This is a genomic window from Saccharothrix sp. DSM 118769 (genome assembly GCF_052936295.1).
In genome coordinates this window covers 5,601,414-5,621,680 of sequence record NZ_CP193627.1, presented here as the reverse complement: position 1 = coordinate 5,621,680, position 20,267 = coordinate 5,601,414, and the positions used below count along the sequence as shown (strand labels likewise).

Below are 20,267 nucleotides of genomic sequence, written 5' to 3'. Positions count from 1 at the left end.
GGTCGGGTCAGCCCATCGCGGCGCGCAGCGAGGCCGGGCGCATGTCCGTCCACACCTCGTCGACGTGCGCCGAGCACTCGTCCTTGGTGCCCTTCTTGCCCTCGAAGCGCCACCCGGCGGGCACGTCGTGGTGCGCGGGCCACAGCGAGTACTGGCCCTCGTCGTTCACGAGCACCTGGTAGCTGATGTCGTCCCTCATGCGTCCTTCTCCTCAGTGACTGGAACCGCTCCGTACCCGCGCAGGGTCGGGTTGACCGTGACGACCACGGTGATCAACAGGATGCCCACCGCGCACACCGCGACCGCGGTGCGCGCGGACAGGACTTCGGTCAGCAGGCCGCCGACCAGGGGACCCAGCGTCCCCGCCAACCCGATGACGACCGCCATCACGCCGCTCAGCCGGCCGCGCAGCGCGTCCGGGGTGAGCAGCAGCTGGTGCGTGCCGATCGTCGTGTTGGCGGTGGGCGCCAGGAACGTCATCAGGGCGAACAGGCCGCCCAGCAGGAAGGGCGAGTCGACCAGCAGGGCGACCGGGGTGAGCAGGGCCAGCACCCAGAACACCGAGGCGATCGACCGGAACGGCCCGAGCGCCCGGTGCAGCCACGGCGCGGCCAGCGCGCCCAGCACGCCCCCGACGCCGAGCATCGCGGCCATCACCCCGATCGCGGCCGACGACGCGCCACCGCGCTGCACCAGGACGATCACCACCAGGTAGAACGCGGTGAAGAACAGGTTCAGCACCACCGCGCACAGCGCCGTCACCCGGATCTCGGCGCGCGACCACACCCACCGCAGGCCCTCACCGATCTCCCGCACCATGTGCGGCCGCGCCGCGACCCGCTCGCTCGGCGGCACCCGCATGAACAGCAGCGCCACGAACGCCACCACGTGCGTCACCATGTCCACCAGGAACGGCAGCCACCGCGTGACCGCGAACAGCAGGCCGCCCAGGGCGGTGCCGGACATCTGGCCGAGCGAGGACCGCGCCGTGTTGAGCGCGATCGCGGTCCCGAGCTGCGACTCCGGCACCAGCCGCGTCAGGCTGGCGTCCTCGGCGGGTTCGAACAGCGCCCGGCACACGCCGAGCACCACGGCCACGGCGACCATGTGCGCCACCGTGACCGTGCCCGTCCACACGCTCGCCACGAGCCCGCCGAGCGCCAACACCCGTGCCGCCTCGCAGCACAGCATGATCCTCCGCCGGTCCCAGCGGTCCGCCAGCGCGCCCGCCGGCAGCCCGGCCACGAGCTGCGCGGCGGCGTCCGAGGCCAGGACCAGGCCGGACATGGCGGGCGACCCGGTGACCGCGAGCACCAGCAGGGGGAACGCGATCATCGAGGCGCTGAACCCGACCTCGGCCAGCGCCTGACCGCCCCACAGCAGGGTGAAGTTCCGGTTGCGCGCCAACGACGTCGTCACAGCGCACCCCGGCAGTCCGCCGCGATGGCCCGCAGCGCCTCGGCGAAGTCGGCCACGACCGCCCCGATCTCCTCCGCCGGGTGCACCTCCGGGTGGTAGTAGAAGGTGAAGCCCAGCGTGCGCCCGGCCTCGCCGACCACGTCCACCAGGTGCTCGCCGACGTCCGCCGGGTCGTGCTCCTGGCCGATCGACGGCAGCACCGACCGGTACAGCCCGGTCGCGTCGTCCGACCCGCCGTCGAACTGCCCGAGGTAGTTGAACGACACCGCGGGCCGCCCGGCGTCCGGCACCCGGCCGTGCCGGCGCAGCGCGCCGTAGCCCAGACCGTTGCCCGGCACCGACCGCAGCTGCCGCCGCACCGCCTTCACGCGGTCGCGCCAGCTGCCGTCCGGCAGGTCCAGCGCCACCGGGAACACCGTGGTGAACCAGCCGACCGTGCGCGACAGGTCCACGTCGAGCACGTCCTCGCGCCCGTGGCCCTCCATGTCGACCACGACCCGCGACGAACCCGTCCACCGGGCCAGCGCGTGCGTCAGCGCCGCGAGCAGCACGTCGTTGATCCGGGTCCGGTAGGCGACCGGCGCGCCGCGCAGCAGGGCGTCGGTGTCCTCCTCGGACAGCTCCACGCTGAGCGAGTCGGTGCCGCCCGCGGGCGGCGGGGAGGCCGGGAACGGCGTGCTCCAGTGCTCGACCTCGCCGTCCAGCCCGCCGTCGAGGACGTGGGCCTCCAGCCGTCGCGCCCACTCCTGGTACGACGTGGTCTTCGCGCCCAGGTCGCCCCCCGCGTAGGCGGTCCCCAGGTCGTCCAGCAGCACCCGCCACGACACGCCGTCCACCACCAGGTGGTGCGCGACCAGCAGCAGCCGCGGCCGGTCGCCGGTGAACAGCACGGCCCGGAACAGCGGACCGGCCGCCAGGTCGAACGAGGCGTGGACCTCGTCCGCGACCTCCTCCGCCCGGTCGTCGCCCGCCACGACGGTGAGCACGTCGGTCACCGCGGACAGGTCCTCGTTGCGCTGCCGCCACACGCCGTCCACGACGGTGAACCGCAGCCGCAGCGCGTCGTGGTGCGCCACGAGCACCCGCAGCGCCCGGCGCAGCGCCTCCACGTCGACCGCCGGGTCCAGCTCCACCAGGTGCGACTGGTTGAAGTGGTGCGGGCTGCGCCGCCCCGAGTGCAGGAACCAGTGCTGGATGGGCGTCAGCGGCACGTCGCCGACGACCGGCGCGCGGTCCGCGTCGGAGGCGACCTCCACCTCCACGTGCGGCGCGAGCGAGGCCACCGTCTGGTGCACGAACAGGTCGCGGGTGGCGAACCGGTAGCCGGCCTGCCGGGACCGCGCCACGACCTGCATGCTCAGGATCGAGTCGCCGCCCAGGGAGAAGAAGTTGTCCTCCACGCCCACCTTCGGCACGCCCAGCACGTCCGCCCACACCCGCGTCAGCGCCTCCTCGACGGGACCGGTCGGCGCGACGTACCCGACGCCGACGGCCGCCCCGAAGTCCGGCTCGGGCAGCTTCGCCCGGTCCACCTTGCCGTTCGCGCTCATCGGCAGCGCGTCCAGCGGCACGAACGCCGACGGCACGAGGTAGTCGGGCAGCGACTCGCCCAGGAACTCCCGCAACCCCTCCACCCGGCCCACCACGTAGGCCACGAGCCGCTTGTGACCGCCCGCGTCGGCCCGCGCCACCACGACCGCCTCGCGGACGTCCGGGTGCCGCAGCAGGGCCGTGCCGATCTCGCCCAGCTCCACCCGGAACCCGCGGATCTTGACCTGCTCGTCGGCGCGGCCCAGGTACTCCAGCTCGCCGTCGGCGTTCCAGCGCACCACGTCGCCCGTGCGGTACATGCGCGATCCGGGCGCGCCGAACGGGTCGGCGACGAACCGCTCCGCCGTCAGCCCCGGCCGGTCCAGGTAGCCGCGCGCCAGGCCGACGCCGGACACGTACAGCTCACCGGCCACGCCGACCGGCACCGGTTGCAGCGCGCCGTCCAGGACGCGCACCCGCGTGCCGGGGATCGGCCGCCCGATCGGCGGCGCGTCGTCACCGGGCTCCAGCGGCCCGCTCCACGACGTGACCACGGTCGACTCGGTCGGCCCGTAGGCGTTGATCAACCGGCGGCCGGGCGCCCAGCGGCGCACCAGCTCGGCCGAGCTGGCGTCGCCGCCCACGACGACCGTGCGGAACGACGGCAGCTCCACGTCCGGCACGGTGGCCAGCGCGACCGGCGGGATCAGCGCGTGCGTCACGCCGAACCCGTTCACCACGTCCGCCAGCTGGTCGCCCAGCAGCGGACCGGGCGGCGGCACGACCATCGCCGCGCCCGCGGGCCACGCCATGCACAGCTCCAGCACGGAGGCGTCGAAGCTGGGGGAGGAGAACTCCAGCACCCGGTCGCCCGGCCGCACGTCGAAGTGCGCCACCTCGGCCGCCGAGAACGTCGCCAGCCCCGCGTGCGACACCACGACGCCCTTCGGCCGCCCGGTCGAGCCGGACGTGTAGATCACGTACGCCGGGTGCTCCGGCCGCACCGCCACACCGGGGTCCGTGTCCGGTCCGGTCACCTCGACCGGGCCGTCCAGCACCACCAGCGGGCGGGCGTCGTCGAGCATGAACGCGATCCGCTCCGCCGGGTAGTCCGGGTCGACCGGCAGGAACGCGGCGCCGGACTTGAGCACCGCCAGCTCGGCCACCAGCAGGTCCACCGAGCGCGGCATCCGCAGCGCGACGACCTGCTCCGGACCGGCACCCAGGCCGATCAGGTGGTGCGCCAGCCGGTTGGCCCGCGCGTTCAGCTCGGCGAACGTCACGTCCGCCGCGCCGGTCAGCGCCAGGGCGTCCGGCGTCCGGGCCACCTGCGCCTCGACCAGCTCCACCAGCCCCGGCCCGTCCAGGGCGGGCCCGCCGTCGCCCCACGCGTCGAGCAGCGCGCGCTCGGCGTCGGGCAGCACGGGCAGCGCCCACACCGGGCGGTCCGCGTCCTCGGCGATCCCGGCCAGCAGCACGGTCAGGTGCTCGGCCAAGCGGGCCGCCGTGCCCCGGTCGAACAGGTCGGTGTTGTACTCGACCGACCCGTCCAACCCGCCGTCGGGCAGCTCGCTGAACTCCACCGTCACGTCGAACCCGGTGCTGGTCACCTCCTGGGCCACGTCCTCGGCGACCAGGTCGGCGAAGCCCTGCGCCCGCGGCGCGTTCTGCAACGCCACCACCGCCTGGAACAGCGGCGTGCGGCTGGTGTCCCGGTCGGGCTGCACCGCGTCCACCACCCGCTCGAAGGGCACGTCCTGGTGCTCGAACGCGTCCAGCGAGGTCCGCAGGGTGCGGACCAGCAGGTCGCGGAAGCCCTCCGCCGGGTCGATCCGCGCCCGCAGCGCCAGGGTGTTGACGAAGAACCCGACCAGGTCCTGCGTCTCCGGCCGCTCCCGGCCGGAGGCCACCGTGCCGATCGCGAAGTCGTCCTGCCCGGACCACCGGTGGAACAGCACCTGGCAGGCCGCGACGAGCGCCGTGAACAGCGTCCCGTCGGCCGACCGGCCCACCTCGCGCAACCGCCGGGCCACGTCGGCGGGCACCGCGAACTCCAGCCGGGCGCCGGCCGTCGTCTGCACCGGCGGCCGGGGCCGGTCGGTGGGCAGCTCCAGCGCGGGCACCCCGGCCAGCTCGTCCCGCCAGAAGTCGAGCTGCGCGTCCAGCGGCTGCTCGCGCTGCCAGGCGGCGAAGTCGGCGTACCGGATGGGCAGCGGCGGCAGGTCCTCACCGGCGTAGAGCGCCGCCAGGTCGGACACCATCACGCCCGCCGACCAGCCGTCGGTCACGATGTGGTGCATCGTCAGCGCCAGCACGTGGTCGTCCGGCGCGTGCCGCACCACCACCGGCCGGAACAGCGGGCCGGCCGCCAGGTCGAACGGCTCCACCGCGGGCATCGCGTCCAGCACCGGCAGCTCGACCGGCGCGGCCGGATGCACCTCGCGCACCGGCAGCCCGTCCACCGCCGGGAACGTCGTGCGCAGCTCCTCGTGCCGCTCGACCAGCGCGGTCAGCGCCCGCGCCAGCCTCGGCACGTCCAGCTCGCCCCGCAGCCGCACCGCCAGCGGCGTCGCGTACTCCGTGCCGCCCGGCGCGAACTGGTCGAGGAACCACAGCCGCTGCTGCGCGAAGGACAACGGCACCTCGCCCGCCGCCCGCCCGATGGCCGTGCCGGTCGGCGCGGTCAGCCGGCCGGCGAGCGCGGCCACCGTCGGGTGGTCGAACAGGTCGCGCGGTGACAGGTCGAACGCCGACCGCAGCCGCGACACCACGCGGATGCTGGAGATGGAATCGCCGCCGAGGGCGAAGAAGTTGTCCTCCGCGCCCACCGCGTCGAGCCCCAGCACCTCGGCCCACACGTCCGCGACCCGCCGCTCGGCCTCGGTGCGCGGAGCGACGTACCCGCCGGCCACCGAGGCGTCCCGCTCGGGCGCGGGCAGCGCGGCCCTGTCCAGCTTGCCGTTGTTGTTGAGCGGCAACTCCTCCAGCGACACGTACGCGGCGGGCACCATGTAGTCGGGCAGCGACCGCGCCGCGTGGCCCCGCAGGACGGCGGCGTCGACCTCGGCGCCCTCGACGGGCACGTAGTAGGCGACCAGCCGGTCCTCCCGCACGACCACCGCGACCCGCGCCACGGCGGGGTGCGAGGTCAGCACGGCGTCGATCTCGCCGAGTTCGATGCGGAAGCCGCGGATCTTGACCTGTTGGTCCGCTCGGCCGAGGTAGTGCAGGACGCCGTCGCCCCATCGGGCGAGGTCGCCGCTGCGGTACATGCGGGTGCCGGGTGCGCCGAACGGGTTCGCGACGAAGCGGGACGCGGTGAGGCCGGGGCGTCGGAAGTAGCCCCTGGCCAGGCCGGGGCCGGCGACGTACATCTCGCCGGGCACGTTGGGCGGGACGGGGTTGAGGTCTTCGTCGAGGACGTAGATGCGCAGGTCGGGCATCGCCACGCCGATGCTGCCGTCGGCTTCGGTGTAGGTGACGTGGACGGTGGTTTCGGTGATGCCGTACATGTTGATCAGCGCGCCGGGGCCGTCCCAGCCCTCCAGCTTGTGCACGTCGAGCGCCTCGCCGGCGAAGATGGTGCAGCGGAGCCGCAACCCCGCTGTCTCCTCCGGGATGAGCTGGTAGAACGCCGAAGGTGTCTGGCTGAGGATGGTGACGCCCTCGTCGGCGAGCAGCTTGGCGAAGTCGCGTGGCGACCGCGACACGGCGTGCGGCACCACGACGAGCCGGCCGCCGTGCAGCAGCGCGGCCCACAGTTCGAAGACGGAGACGTCGAAGGCGTAGCTGTGGAAGAGGCTGACGACGTCGTCGGGTCCGAGGCCGAACCAGTGGTCGGTGGCGGAGAACAGGCGTACCACGTTGCCGTGCGGGATCACCACGCCCTTGGGCCGTCCGGTCGAGCCGGAGGTGTAGATGACGTAGGCGGCGTTGTCCGGGCGCAGCGGGACCTCCGGCGCGGTGGCCGGATAGGCGGTGAGGTCGGGCAGCTCGGACAGGGTGGCCACGGGCTGGGCGTCGGCGATCGTGGCGGTGATCCGCTCGGGCGGGTAGACGGGGTCGAGCGGCAGGTAGGCGGCGCCGGACTTGAGCACGCCCAGCACGGCGACGACGAGGTCGAGGGAGCGGGGGAACAGCAGCGCCACCATCTGCTCCGGCGCCGCGCCCAGCGACACCAGGTGGTGCGCCAGCCGGTTGGACCGCTCGTCCAGCTCGCGGTAGGTCAGCGCGGCGCCCTCGCAGGTCACCGCCACCGCCTCGGGCGTGCGGGCGGCCTGCGCGGCGAACAACCCGGGGATCGTCGCGCCCGGCTCGCTGACCATGGTGCCGTTCCAGTCGAACAGCACCTGCCGCACCTCGTCCTGCGACAGCCACGGCAGTTCGCGCACGCGCTGCCGGGGGTCCGTGCCGAGCGCGTCGAGCACCCTGGTCAACCGCTCGCCGAGGGAGGTGATGGTGCCCTCGTCGAACAGCCGCGGGTCGTAGGTCAGCTCCACGTGCAGCGAGTCGTCCGCGTACGCCCGCACCGTCAGCGGGTAGGTGGTGGTGTCGAGTGCCTCGACCGGGTGCACCTCGGGCGAGCCGTCCGGCACGTCGGAGTCCACCGGGTAGTTCTCGAACGCGAGCAGGCTGTCGAACAGCCGCGTGCCCGCCCACTGCTGCACCTGCGCCAGCGAGACGAAGTCGAACCGGCGGGACTCGGTCTGCTCCTCCTGGAGGCGGCGCAACCAGTCCACCGCGACCGCGTCGGGCTCCACCACCACGCGCGTGGGCACCGTGTTGATGAACATGCCCACGATCGACTCGACGCCGGGCAGTTCGGCCGGGCGGCCGGACACCGTGCTGCCGAACACCACGTCCCGCTGCCCGGCGGTGCGCGCCAGCGTCAACGCCCACGCGCCCTGCACCAGGGTGTTGACCGTCAGGCCGTGCCCGCGCGCCACCGCGTCCAACCGGTCCGAGGGCAGGTCCAGCACCACCCGGGCGGACGACTCGGCGCGGTGCGCCTCCTCGGACGCGCGGTCGAACGGCAGCGGCGTGCGCGCCTCGACACCCGCCAGCACGCGCCGCCAGTGCTCCTCGGCGGCGGTCTGGTCCTGCTCACCCAGCCACGCCAGGTAGTCGCGGAACGGTCGGCGCGCGGTGGGCTCGGCGCCCGCGTACTCGGCCAGCACGTCGCCGAACACCTGGGGGGTGCTCCAGCCGTCCAGGACCAGGTGGTGGGAGCTCCACAGCAGGTCGACCTCGGTGTCGGACGCGCGCCCGATCACCAGCCGCATCAACGTCGGCGCCGACAGGTCCACACCGGCCGCGGCATCGGCGGCGACCAGTTCGTCCGTCACGTCCGCGTAGGTGATCGGCACCCGCACGCCGCGCCGCACGACCTGCACCGGCTCGTCCAGTCCTTCCCAGACGACACCGGACCGCAGCACGGGGGTGCGGTCCACCACCCGCTGCCACGCCTCGCCCAGCCGGTGCGGGTCGGTCACCCCGGTCAGCCGCACGCGCGTCTGGTTGAAGTACGCCGTGCCCTCGTCCACGAGGTCGTGGAAGAGCATGCCGGCCTGGAGCGGGGTGAGCGGGTAGACGTCCTCCACGTCCTGGTCGACGATCCGGTCGACCTGGTCCTGGGTCAGCCGCGCCAGGGGGAAGTCCGACGGGGTGCGGCCCCACGCGCCCGGTCGGGCGCAGAACTCCGCGATGGCGCGCAGCGCGTCGAGCATGCGGCCGGCCAGGGCGCGCACGCCGGCTTCGTCGTGCGCTTCGGTGGAGTAGTCCCACTCCACCACCAGTTCACCCGCGGACACCGCGGCGGTGATGTCGAGCAGGTGGGAGCGGACCAGGTCGGCGGGCCACTCCCGGCCGTGCTCGGCGTCGGCGATCTCGCCGTCCCACTGGCCCAGGTAGTTGAAGCACACGCGCGGCAGCGCGCCGGTCAGACCGCGGTCGTCGTACCGCAGGGCCTCGTAGCTCAGCCCCTTGTCCGGTACCGCCCGCAGCTGCTCCTTGACCGACTTGAGCGCCGTGCCCCAGTCGACGGAGGCCCAGTCGACGGTGTCCGGGCCGGAGGAGGTCGGAGCACCGACGGGAAGGGTCAGCGCCACCGGGAACTGCGCGGTGAACCAGCCCACCGTGCGGGACAGGTCCACGCCGTCGAACAGCTCCTCGCGGCCGTGGCCCTCCAGCGCCACGAGCGCGCGACCGCCGAACGCCGACGCCAGCGCGGTCAGCAGCAGGTCGTTGACCTGCGTGCGGTACGCCTCGGGCACGGCGGTCAACAGCGCACCGGTCTCCGCCCGGCCCAGCCGCACCGACACGGTGCGCGCGGTGTCCGCCCTCGTGGGCACCGGCTCCTCGGTCGGGACGGCCGCCCAGTGCGGCAGGGCGTCGTCGAAACGGCCGGCGCGCACGTGCTCGTCGAGGCGGCGCGCCCACTCGGCGAACGCCGTGGTGCGCGGGGCCAACCGACCGCCGGCGAGCAGGGTCTCCAGGTCCGACAGCAGGATGCGCCACGAGACGGAGTCCACCACCAGGTGGTGCGCGGTGACGAAGAGCCGCCCGTCGTCGAACAGCACCGCGCGCAGCAGCGGGCCGGTGCGCAGGTCCAGGCTCGTCTTCGCCCGTTCGGCTTCGGTCACCAGGTCGTCCGTCGCCACCCGGAACACCTCGCCGGTCTCGACCTCGACGACCTGCTGCCGCCACACGCCGTCCACCGCGGTGAAGCGGGTGCGCAGCGCGTCGTGGTGGGCGACCAGCGCCCCCACGGCGGCGCGCACCGCGTCCGGGTCGACGTCGCCCAGCTCGACGACCACCGACATGGTGAACCGCGCCAGGGGGCCGTGCTCGGTGAAGAACCACCGCTGCACCGGGGTGAGCGGCACGGGGCCGGTGACGACCTCGTGGGTCCGGCCGGCGTCGTCGGTGACCGCGAGCGCCAGGTCCGAGACGGTCTGCCGGAGGAAGATGTCCTTGGAGGTCAGCCTCAACCCGGCCTGCCGCGCCCGGGACACCACCTGCATGCTCAGGATCGAGTCGCCGCCCAGCGCGAAGAAGTTGTCCCGCGCGCCGACCCGCTCGACCCCCAGCACCTCGGCCCAGATCTCCGCGAGCCGCGCGGGCACGCCCGGCTCCGGCGCCACGTACCCGGCGTCGTCGGTGAACGTCGGCGCGGGCAGCGCCCGCCGGTCCACCTTGCCGCTGGGCGAGGTCGGCAGCGCGTCCAGCGCCACGAACGCCGACGGCACCAGGTAGTCCGGCAGCCGGTCCTTGAGCCAGCCGGCCAGGCCGGTCGCGGTGCCCGTGGTGTAGGCGACGAGCCGCTTGTGGCCGTTGTGCTCGTGCGCCACCACCGCGGCCTGGGTGACGTCGGGGTGGTGCAGCAGCGCCGCCTCCACCTCGGCCGGCTCGATGCGGAAGCCGCGGATCTTGACCTGGTCGTCGTTGCGGCCCAGGTACTCCAGCACGGCCTCCGCCCGATCGCCGGCCCCGCCGGGGCGCACCCAGCGGACGCGGTCGCCCGTGCGGTACATCCGCGAGCCGGGCTCGCCGTGCGGGTCGGCGAGGAACCGGTCGGCGGTCAGGCCGGGTCGGTTCAGGTAGCCGCGCGCGACCTGGGGCCCGGCGATGAACAGCTCGCCGGGCACGCCCACCGGCACCGGGCGCAGGTCCTCGTCCAGCACGCGCGCGACGAGGTTGCGCAGCGGCCGGCCGATCAGCGCCCGGTCGCCGGTGACCGGGGTGGCCACCGCGTCGACCGCGGTCTCGGTGGGGCCGTAGTAGTTGTAGGCGTTCGTGCGCGCCCCGGCCAGCTCGCGCCACAGCGCGGTCGGCAGCGCCTCGCCGCCGAGCGACAGGACCGCCGGCACGTGCTCGCCGGCGAGCAGCCCGGCGGGGATGAGCTGCTGGACGTAGGACGGGGTCAGGTCGAGGAAGTCGATCCGGTGCTCGCGGACGTAGGCGACCAGGGCCTCCGGCTCCAGCCGCACGTCGTCGGTGATGACGTGCAGCTCGTGGCCGCCCGCCATGAGCAGCGGCCCTTCCCAGGACGTGTCGAACGAGAACACCGCGGTCAGCGCGGCCCGCAGGTGCCCGTGCGCGCCGAACGCGCCGTTGTTGTTGTGGAACAGGTTGGCCAGCTGCCGGTGCTCGACCACCACGCCCTTGGGCAGGCCGGTCGACCCGGAGGTGTAGATGACGTACGCCGCCTGGTCGGGGCGCACCTCCACGTCCGGCCGGGTGGCCGGCAGCCCGGTGAGGTCCGGCCAGGTGTCCAGCACCAGCACCGGTCGGGCGTCGCCCAGCAGGTGGTCGACGCGGTCGCGGGGCAGGTCCCGGTCGACCGGCAGGTAGACCGCGCCCGCCTTGTGCACGGCCAGGATCGCCACCACGGAGTCCGCGGAGCGCGGCAGCGACACCGCCACCACCCGCTCCGGTCCGGCTCCCCGCGCGGCCAGGTGGTGCGCCAGCCGGTTGGCCCGCGCGTCCACCTCGGCGAAGGTGAGCCGGGTCGGACCGCACACCAGGGCGGTGGCGTCCGGGGTGCGCGCCGCCTGCTCCTCGAACAGCACGGGGAACGGGGTGGCGGGGACGTCCAGCGGCCCACCGCGGCCGTCGGGCTCGTCGCCGAGCAGCAGGGAGATCTCGGTGAGGGGCCGGTGCGGCTCGGCGGTGACCCCGGCCAGCAGGGTCAGCAGGTGCCGGGACATCCGGTCGACCGTGTCGGCGTCGAACAGGTCGGTGCTGTACTCGACCGCGCCGCGCAGCTCGCCGTCGTGCTCGTCGAACTCGAACGTCAGGTCGCACGTCGCGGTCAGCAGCGGCAGCGGCACCTCCTCGGCCCGCAGGCCGGGCAGCTCGGGCAGCGCGCCGCCGGTGTTCTGGAGCAGCACCATGGCGTCGAACAGGGCGTTGCGGCTCGGGTCGCGGTCCGGCCGCACGGCGTCGACCACCCGCTCGAACGGCACGTCCTGGTGGGCGAACCCGTCGCGCACGGTGGCCCGCACCCCGGTCAGGAGTTCGTCGAACGACCGGCGCCGGTCCACGGTGGACCGCAGCACGACGGTGTTGACGAACAGGCCGACCACGTCGTCCAGCTCGGCCCGCCCGCGCCCGGAGACCGCGGTGCCGACCGCGATGTCGTCCTGGCCGGTGTAGCGGGCCAGCAGCGCCTGCGTGGCGGCCACGAGCGCGGTGAACAGGGTGTCGCCGCGGCGCGCGGCCAGGGACCGCAGCGCCTCGGCCACCGGCGCGGGCACGGTGAACGCGTGCATCGCGCCCGCCCCGCTGCGGACGGCCGGTCGCGGCCGGTCGGTGGGCAGCTCCAGCGGCGGGACCCCGGCCAGCCGCCCGGCCCAGTAGTCCACCGGCGGCGCCTCGTGCCAGGCCGCGTAGTCGACGTACTGGACGGGCAGCGGCGGCAGTTCCCGGCCCGCGTACAGCGCGCCCAGGTCGCGGGCCAGCACGCCGCCGGACCAGCCGTCGGTGACGATGTGGTGCAGGGTCAGCACCAGCACGTGCTCCTCGGGCGACACGCGCACCAGCCGCGTCCGCAGCAGGGGGCCGCGCCGCAGGTCGAACGGGGTGCCGACCTCCTCGCGGAGCACGTCCTCCCAGGAGCCCCCCTCGACGTCCAGCGGCACCCCGCGCGGCTCGTGCACGACCTGCACGCCGTCGTCGAACGTGGTGCGCAGCGACTCGTGCCGGGCCACCAGGCCGTCCAGCGCGCGGCGCAGCGCGTCGACGTCCAGCGGGCCGTGCAGGCGCATCGCCATCGGGGTGAGGTACTCGGTGCTGTCGGGCTCGAACTGGTCCAGGAACCACAGCCGCCGCTGGGCGGGGGACTGGAGGTGGACGCCACCGCGCGGGATCACCGGGATGGCGTCCACCGCCGTCGTCCCGGAGATCGCGGTGGCGAGCCCGGAAACCGTGGGGTGTTCGAACAGGGCGCGCGGCGACAGCTGCACGCCGAAGGCGGCGCGCAACCGGGAGGTCACGCGGATGCTGAGGATCGAGTCGCCGCCGAGGGTGAAGAAGTCGTCCTCCGCGCCGACCCCGTCCACGCCGAGCACGTCGGCCCAGACACCGGCGACGACGCGCTCGGCGTCGGTGCGGGGCGCGACGTGCTCCCGCGCGCGGATCGGCTCGTGGTCGGGCAGCGCCCGGCGGTCCACCTTCCCGTTGCGGCTCAGCGGCAGCTCGTCGAGCACCACGAACGCCGCCGGGACCATGTAGTCGGGCAGTTCGCGCCCCGCCAGCCCGCGCAGGTCCGCCACGTCGGGCGCGCCGGCGCCCGCCGTCGCCGGCACGACGTAGGCGACCAGCCGCTTGGCGCCCCGCTCGTCCTGGCGGGGGACCACCACGGCCTCGGCGACCGCCGGGTGCCCGGCCAGCACCGCCTCGACCTCGCCCAGCTCGACGCGGAAGCCGCGGATCTTGACCTGGTCGTCGGCGCGGCCGACGAACTCCAGCTCGCCCCGCGCGGTCCAGCGCACCAGGTCGCCGGTGCGGTACATGCGCCCGCCCGCCGGGGAGCCGAACGGGTCGGCGACGAACCGGGACGCGGTGAACCCGGGCCGGTCGAGGTAGCCGCGGGCCAGGCCGGTGCCCGCGACGAACAGCTCGCCGACGACGCCCGGCGGCACGGGCCGCAGGTCCTCGTCGAGCACGTAGGCGCGCATGCCGTCCAGCGGCGTGCCGATCGGCACCGGCTCCGGCACCGGCCCGGCCGCGGTGAGCACCCGCCGGGAGGCGAACGTGGTGGTCTCGGTGGGGCCGTAGCCGTCCACCACGGTGATCCCCGGGCAGGCGTCCAGCACCCGCCGGACCGCCGCGGCGGGCACCACGTCACCGCCGGTCCACACCTGGCGCAGGCCCGCCAGGCAGTCCGGCGCCTCCTGGGACACCGCGCGGAACAGACCGGCGGTCAGCCACAGGGAGGTGACACCGCCGTCGGCCACGACCCGGCGCAGCACGTCGGCGTCGAGGTCGCCGGGCGGGGCCACCACCACCGCGCCGCCGCGCAGCAGCGGCACCCACAGCTCGTAGGTGGAGGCGTCGAACGCCTGCGGCGAGTGCAGCAGGACCCGCTCGTGGTCGTGGTCGAAGGCCCGGTCGAACGCCAGGCCGACCACGTCGCGGTGCCGCACCGCCACGCCCTTCGGCGTGCCGGTGGAGCCGGACGTGTGCATGACGTAGGCGAGGTTCTCCGGGTGCACCTCGACGCCGGGGTCGGTGTCCGGCTCGTCCGGGGTCCCGCCGAGCGGCACCACGGGCCCGTCGTGGACCTCCCGTGCCGCGTCGGCCCAGCCGGTGTCCGCCAGCAGCACCGAGGCCGAGGTGTCGGACAGCAGCAGGCGGAGCCGGTCGCGCGGCGCGCGGGTGTCCAGCGGCACGCAGGCGCCACCCGCCTTGGCGACCGCGAGCACGCCCACGACCAGCTCGACCGACCTGCTCGCGAGCAGGCCGACCCGGTCGTCCGGGCGCACGCCCAGCCGCACCAGGGCGTGCGCCAGCCGGTTGGCCCGCGCGTCCAGCTCGGCGTAGTCCAGGGTCGTGTCCCCGCACACCACCGCCGGGGCGTGCGGTGCGCTCCGGACCCGCGCGGCGAACGCGGCGGGGATGCTCGTCACCGGGCCGCCCGCGCCGGTGTCGTTCCAGTCGACGAGGACCGCGCGCAGTTCCTCACCGGTGGCCATCGGCAGGGCCCGGACCGGCCGGTCGGCGTCCTCGGCGACCCCGCGCAGCAGCACCCCGAGGTGGGTGGCGAGCCGGCGCGCGGTGGTCTCGTCGAACAGGGCGGGGTCGTAGAGCAGCCGGGCGTCGAGGCGGTCGGTCAGGTGCGCCACGAGGGTCAGGGCGAAGTTGGCGCCCTCCTCGGCGGTCACCTCGCCCACCCGCACGCCGGTGGCCTCGGTGACCTCGCTGAGCGGGTAGTTCTCGAAGACCACCGCGCTGTCGAACAGCCGCGTGCCCGCCCACTGCCGCACCTGCGCCAGCGACACGAAGTCGAACCGCCGCGACTCGCTCTGGGCGGTCTGGAGCTCCCGCAGCCAGGCGGACGTGCGGGCGTCGCCGTCCACGACGACCCTGGTGGGCACGGTGTTGATCAGCATGCCGATCATGGACTCGACGCCGGGCAGCTCGGCGGGCCTGCCGGACACCGTGCTGCCGAACACGACGTCCCGCTCACCCGAGTGGCGGGACAGCAGCAGCGCCCACAGGCCCTGCACCACGGTGTTGACGGTCAGGCCGTGGCGCCGCGCGGTGTCGTGCAGCGCCGTCGACTCCGCGGTGGTCAGCGACAGCCGGACCACGCCGGTCCGGTCGCGGGCACCGGCGTCGCGCCGGTCGTGGTGCCCCTCGGCGGGCACCCGGTCGAACGGCAGCGGCGTCGTGCCCTCCACGCCGGACAGCAGCGACCGCCAGTGCGACTCGGCCTCGGCCGGGTCCTGCTCGGCCAACCAGCCCAGGTAGTCGCGGAACGGCCTGCGCAGGGGCAGCGCGGGGGCGTCACCGCCGGTGATCGCGCGGTAGTGCTCCAGCACCTCGGCGAACACCTGGGCGGTGCTCCAGCCGTCCAGCAGGACGTGGTGCGAGACCCACACGACCTCCACGCGGTCCTCGGCCAGCGGGGTGATCCCCACCCGCATCAACGGCGCGGTCGAGAGGTCCAGCTCCGCCGGGTCGAACCGGTCGGACAGCTCGTCGGCGCCGCCCACGGCCAGCTCGACGTCGCGGTGCACCACCTGCACGGGCTCGTCCACGCCCTCCCACACCACGCTGGTGCGCAGCACGGGCGTGCGGTCCACGACCCGCTGCCACGCCTCGCGCAGCGCGGCCGGGTCGGTCACGCCGTCGAGCACGATCCGCATGCGGTCCACGTACGCGCCGGGCTCGACCAGGCTGTGGAACACCATGCCCGCCTGGAGCGGGGTCAGCGGGTAGACGTCCTCGACGTCGGGCCCGGCCAGCGCGTCCACCTGGTCCTGGGTGAGGCGGGCCAGCGGGAAGTCGGACGGCGTGCGCCCGCCCGCGCCGGGCTCGGCGCAGTGCGCCACGATCTCGCGCAGCGCCTCGACGACCCGGTCGGCGAGCCGCCGCACGGTCGCCGCGTCGTGCACCAGCTCGGAGTACTCCCAGGTCAGCTCCAGCTCGCCGTCCTCGACCAAACCGGTCACGTCGAGCAGGTGGCTGCGCCGCCCGGTGGTCGGCACGTCCTCGCCGACCGACCCGCCGCGCGCCCGGTAGAAACCGCCGTCGGCCACGTCGAAGCGGCCGTGGTAGTTGAACGACACCTCGGGCAGCGCCCGGTAGCCCAGGGCCTCGTAGCTCAGGCCGCGGTGCGGCACGGCCCGCAGGGCTTCCTTGACCGCCTTGAGCGTGCGGTCCCACCCGTCGTGCACGGGCAGCACCACCGGGAACTGCGTGGTGAACCAGCCGACCGTGCGGGACAGGTCCACGCCGTCGAGCAGCTCCTCGCGGCCGTGGCCCTCCAGCGCGACGGCGACCCGGTCGCGCCCGGTCCACTCGGCCAGCGCCCGGCCGACCGCGCTCAGCAGCACGTCGTTGACCTGCGTCCGGTACACCGGCGGCACCGCGGTCAGCAGCGCCTCGGTGGTGTCGCGGTCCAGCCGCACCGACACCGTGCGCGCGGACCCGGCGGTGTTCTCGCCGTCGTGGTCGCGCGGCAGCGGCGGGGCCGCGGGCACGGCCTCCCAGTACGCGCGGGCGTCGTCGAGCGCGCCGGACCGGACGTGCTCGTCCAGCCGGTGCGCCCACTGCGTGAACGGCGTGCCCACGGGCTCCGGCGACGCGCCCCGGTAGGCGCGCTCCAGGTCGTCGAGCAGGATGCGCCAGGAGACGCCGTCCATCGCCAGGTGGTGCACGGTCAGCAGCAGCTGCGGCCGCTCGCCGGGGAACAGCACCGCCCGCAGCAGCGGCCCGTCACCGAGGTCGAGGCTCCGCTGCGCGCCGAGCGCCACGGCCTCCACCACGGCGTGCGGGCCGACGCGGAACACGTCGACCTGGGCGTCCGCGACCTCCTGCACCCACCGGCCGTCGACCTCGCGGAACCGCAGCCGCAGCGCCTCGTGGTGCGCGACGACGGTCCGCAGCGCCGACCGCAGGCCCTCGGCCTGCACCGCCGGGTCCAGCTCGACCAGCAGCGACATGGTGAAGTGGTCCAGCGGGCCGTGCTCGGCGAAGAACCACCGCTGGATCGGGGTGAGCGGCGCGGGACCGGTGAACACGCGCGCCGGCTCCGCCTCGGCCGGCGCCGACGCGACCAGCGCCAGCTCCGCGACGGTCTGGTGCCGGAACACGTCCCGCGAGGTCAGGTGCAGACCGGCCTGCCGCGCCCGGGACACCAGCTGGATGGACAGGATCGAGTCGCCGCCCACCGCGAAGAAGTTGTCCTCGACGCCGATCCGCTCCGCGCCCAGCACCTCGGCCCAGATCCGGGCCAGCTCGGCCTCGACGGGCGTGCGGGGCGCGACGAACTCGCCGTCGCCGACCGCCTTCGGCGCGGGCAGGGCGGCCTTGTCGAGCTTGCCGTTGGGCGTGAGCGGGATGCGGTCCAGCTCCACGAACGCCGACGGCACCTGGTACTCGGGCAGCGACCGGCGCAGGTGCTCGCGCAGGTTCACCGGCCCGGTCGTCACGACGTAGCCGACCAGCCGGGTGTGGCCGTGGTCGGTGCGGGCGACGACGGCCGCCTCGCGCACGTCCGGGTGGCTGAGCATCGCGGCCTCGACCTCGCCGGGCTCGATGCGGAAGCCGCGGATCTTGACCTGGTCGTCGGTGCGGCCCAGGTACTCCAGCGTGCCGTCGGCCAGCCAGCGGACGCGGTCGCCCGTGCGGTACATCCGCGAGCCGGGCTCGCCGTGCGGGTCGGCGAGGAACCGGTCGGCGGTCAGGCCGGGTCGGTTGAGGTAGCCGCGCGCGACCTGGGGCCCGGCGATGAACAGCTCGCCGGGCACGCCCACGGGCAGCGGGCGCAGGTCCTCGTCCAGCACGCGGGCGGTCAGGTTGGCCAGCGGCCGGCCGATCACCGGGCGGTCGCCCACCACGGGCGTGGATACCGCGTCCACGGTCGTCTCGGTGGGGCCGTAGAAGTTGTAGGCGGTGGTGCCCCGGGTCCGCGCCAGCTCCTGCCACAGCGCGGTGCCCAGCGCCTCGCCGCCGAGCATCAGCACGCGGGGTCTGTGCTCGCCGTCGAGCAGGCCCGCCGGGAGGAGCTGCTGGACGTAGGAGGGGGTGAGGTCGAGGAAGTCGACGCGGTGGGCGCGGACGTACTCGACCAGCGCGGTCGGTTCGAGCCTGACCTCGTCGGGCAGGACGTGCAGCTCGTGGCCGTCGGCCATGAGCAGCGGGCCCTCCCACGAGGTGTCGAAGGAGAACACGGCCGACAGGGCCACGCGCAGGTGCTCGCCGGCGAAGTCGGCGCGGTGGTTGTGCAGCAGGTTGACCAGCTGCCGGTGCTCGACCACCACGCCCTTGGGCAGGCCGGTCGACCCGGACGTGTAGATCACGTACGCGGCGTTGTCCGGCCGCACCCCGACCTCGGGCCGGGTGGCGGGCAGGTCGGCGGTGTCCGGCAGGGCGTCCAGCACCAGCACCGCGCCGGAGTCCTCCAGCACGTGCCGCCGCCGCGCCTCGGGCAGGGACGGGTCCACCGGCAGGTGCACCGCGCCGGCCTTGAGCACGCCGAGGATGCCGATCACCGCGTCCACGCCGCGCGGCAGCGACAGCGCGACCACCTGCTCCGGGCGCACGCCCGCGGCCAGCAGGTGGTGGGCGAGCCGGTTGGCGCGCCCCTCGACCTCGGCGAAGGTGAGCCGGTCGTCGCCGCACACCAGGGCGGTCGCGTCGGGCGTGCGGGCGACCTGGGCCTCGAACAGCGCGGGGTAGGTCAGCTCCGGCACGTCCAGCGCCCGGCCGCGGCCGTCGGGCTCGTCGCCCAGCAGCAGCGACACCTCCGCCATCGGCCGGTCGGGGTGCGCGGTGACGCCGGTCAGCAGGGCGAGCAGGTGGCGCGCCATCCGGTCCACGGTCGCGGCGTCGAACAGCTCGGTGCTGTACTCCACCAGGCCGTGCAGCCCGTCGGGGGTCTCGGTGAAGTCGATGCTCAGGTCGAAGTTCGCGTGCTCGCGGGTCAGCGGGTGCTCCTCGACCCGCAGGCCGGGCAGCTCGGGCAGCGCGCGACCGGCGTTCTGGAGCACCACCATGACGTCGAACAGCGGCGTGCGGCTCGGGTCGCGCGGCGCGCCCACGGCCTCCACCACCCGGTCGAACGGCACGTCGTCGTGCGCGAACGCGTCCAGCGCGGTCCGGTCGACCCGGCCCAGGAACTCGGTGAACGACCACGACATGTCCACAGTGGACCGGAGTACGACGGTGCCGACGAAGAAGCCGACCACGTTCGCCAGCTCGGGCCGGCCCCGACCGCTGGTCACCGTGCCCACCGCGATGTCGTCCTGCCCCGCGTACCGGGCCAGCAGCAGCTGGCAGGCGGCCGTCAGGGCGGTGAACAGCGTGGTGTCGTTGCGGCGCGCCAGGTCGCGCACCGCCGCCGCCAGGTCGGCCGGCACGGCGAACTCGTGCGACGCGCCCGCCGAGGTCCGCTCGGCCGGTCGCGGCCGGTCCGCGGGCAGCTCCACCGGCGCGACGCCGGCCAGCGCCGAGCGCCAGAACCCCACGTCCACCGGGCGGTCCTGCTGCCAGACGGCGTAGTCCGCGTACTGGAGCGGCAGCGGGGCCAGCTCCTCGCCCCGGTACAGCGCGCCCAGCTCGTCGGCCAGCACGCCGAGCGACCAGCCGTCCACCACGATGTGGTGCGAGGTCAGCAGCAGCACGTGCACGTCGGCCGGCCCGGACATGAGCGCCGCTCGGAACAGCGGCCCCCGTCGCAGGTCGAACGGCTCGTCCAGCACGGCGCGCAGGTCGTCCGTGGCGACGACCTCCAGCTCCGCGTCGTCGTGCACGACCTGCACCGGCCTGCCGTCCACCTGGTCGAACGAGGTGCGCAACGACTCGTGCCGCGCGACCAGGCCGCGCAGCGCGGTGGTCAGCCGGGGCAGGTCGAGCGACCCGGTCAGGCGCAGCGCCAGCGCGCTGGTGTACTCGGTGCTGTCGGGCTGGAACTGCGCCAGGAACCACAGCCGCTGCTGCCCGGCGGACAGCGGCAGCGGCCGGTCCCGGGGCGCCGGGGGGATCACGTCCGCGCGCGGCACCTCGGCCTTGCCCGCCAGCCGGGCGCGCAGCTTCTCCCGCAGGTGCTCGGGCAGCGCGGAGATCCGGTCGTTCTTGGACGTCGTCAT

The 20,267-nt window shown here is 74.8% G+C and carries 3 protein-coding genes; all 3 read right to left on the bottom strand.

The features are described from left to right. Positions 1-7 precede the first annotated feature (7 nt). From ACRAKJ_RS23945 to ACRAKJ_RS23935, 3 genes are read right to left on the bottom strand one after another with little or no spacing between them, the layout of a single operon-like run. Complete coding sequence (locus tag ACRAKJ_RS23945) at positions 8-199, bottom strand: MbtH family protein (RefSeq protein WP_438922077.1); 192 nt, start codon at positions 197-199, stop codon at positions 8-10. Next, complete coding sequence (locus ACRAKJ_RS23940) at positions 196-1,419, bottom strand: MFS transporter (protein WP_438922076.1); 1,224 nt, start codon at positions 1,417-1,419, stop codon at positions 196-198. Before ACRAKJ_RS23940 ends, ACRAKJ_RS23945 begins: the two co-directional genes overlap by 4 nt. Next, positions 1,416-20,267: a non-ribosomal peptide synthase/polyketide synthase gene (locus ACRAKJ_RS23935; RefSeq protein WP_438922075.1), complete on the bottom strand. Its 18,852-nt coding sequence runs from the start codon at positions 20,265-20,267 to the stop codon at positions 1,416-1,418. The genes ACRAKJ_RS23940 and ACRAKJ_RS23935 overlap by 4 nt, the downstream gene beginning before the upstream one ends.

Coding starts and splice junctions, on each gene's coding strand:
- ACRAKJ_RS23945 (WP_438922077.1), bottom strand. CDS start 199: ATGAGGGACGACATCAGCTACCAGGTGCTCGTGAACGACGAGGGCCAG.
- ACRAKJ_RS23935 (WP_438922075.1), bottom strand. CDS start 20,267: ATGACGACGTCCAAGAACGACCGGATCTCCGCGCTGCCCGAGCACCTG.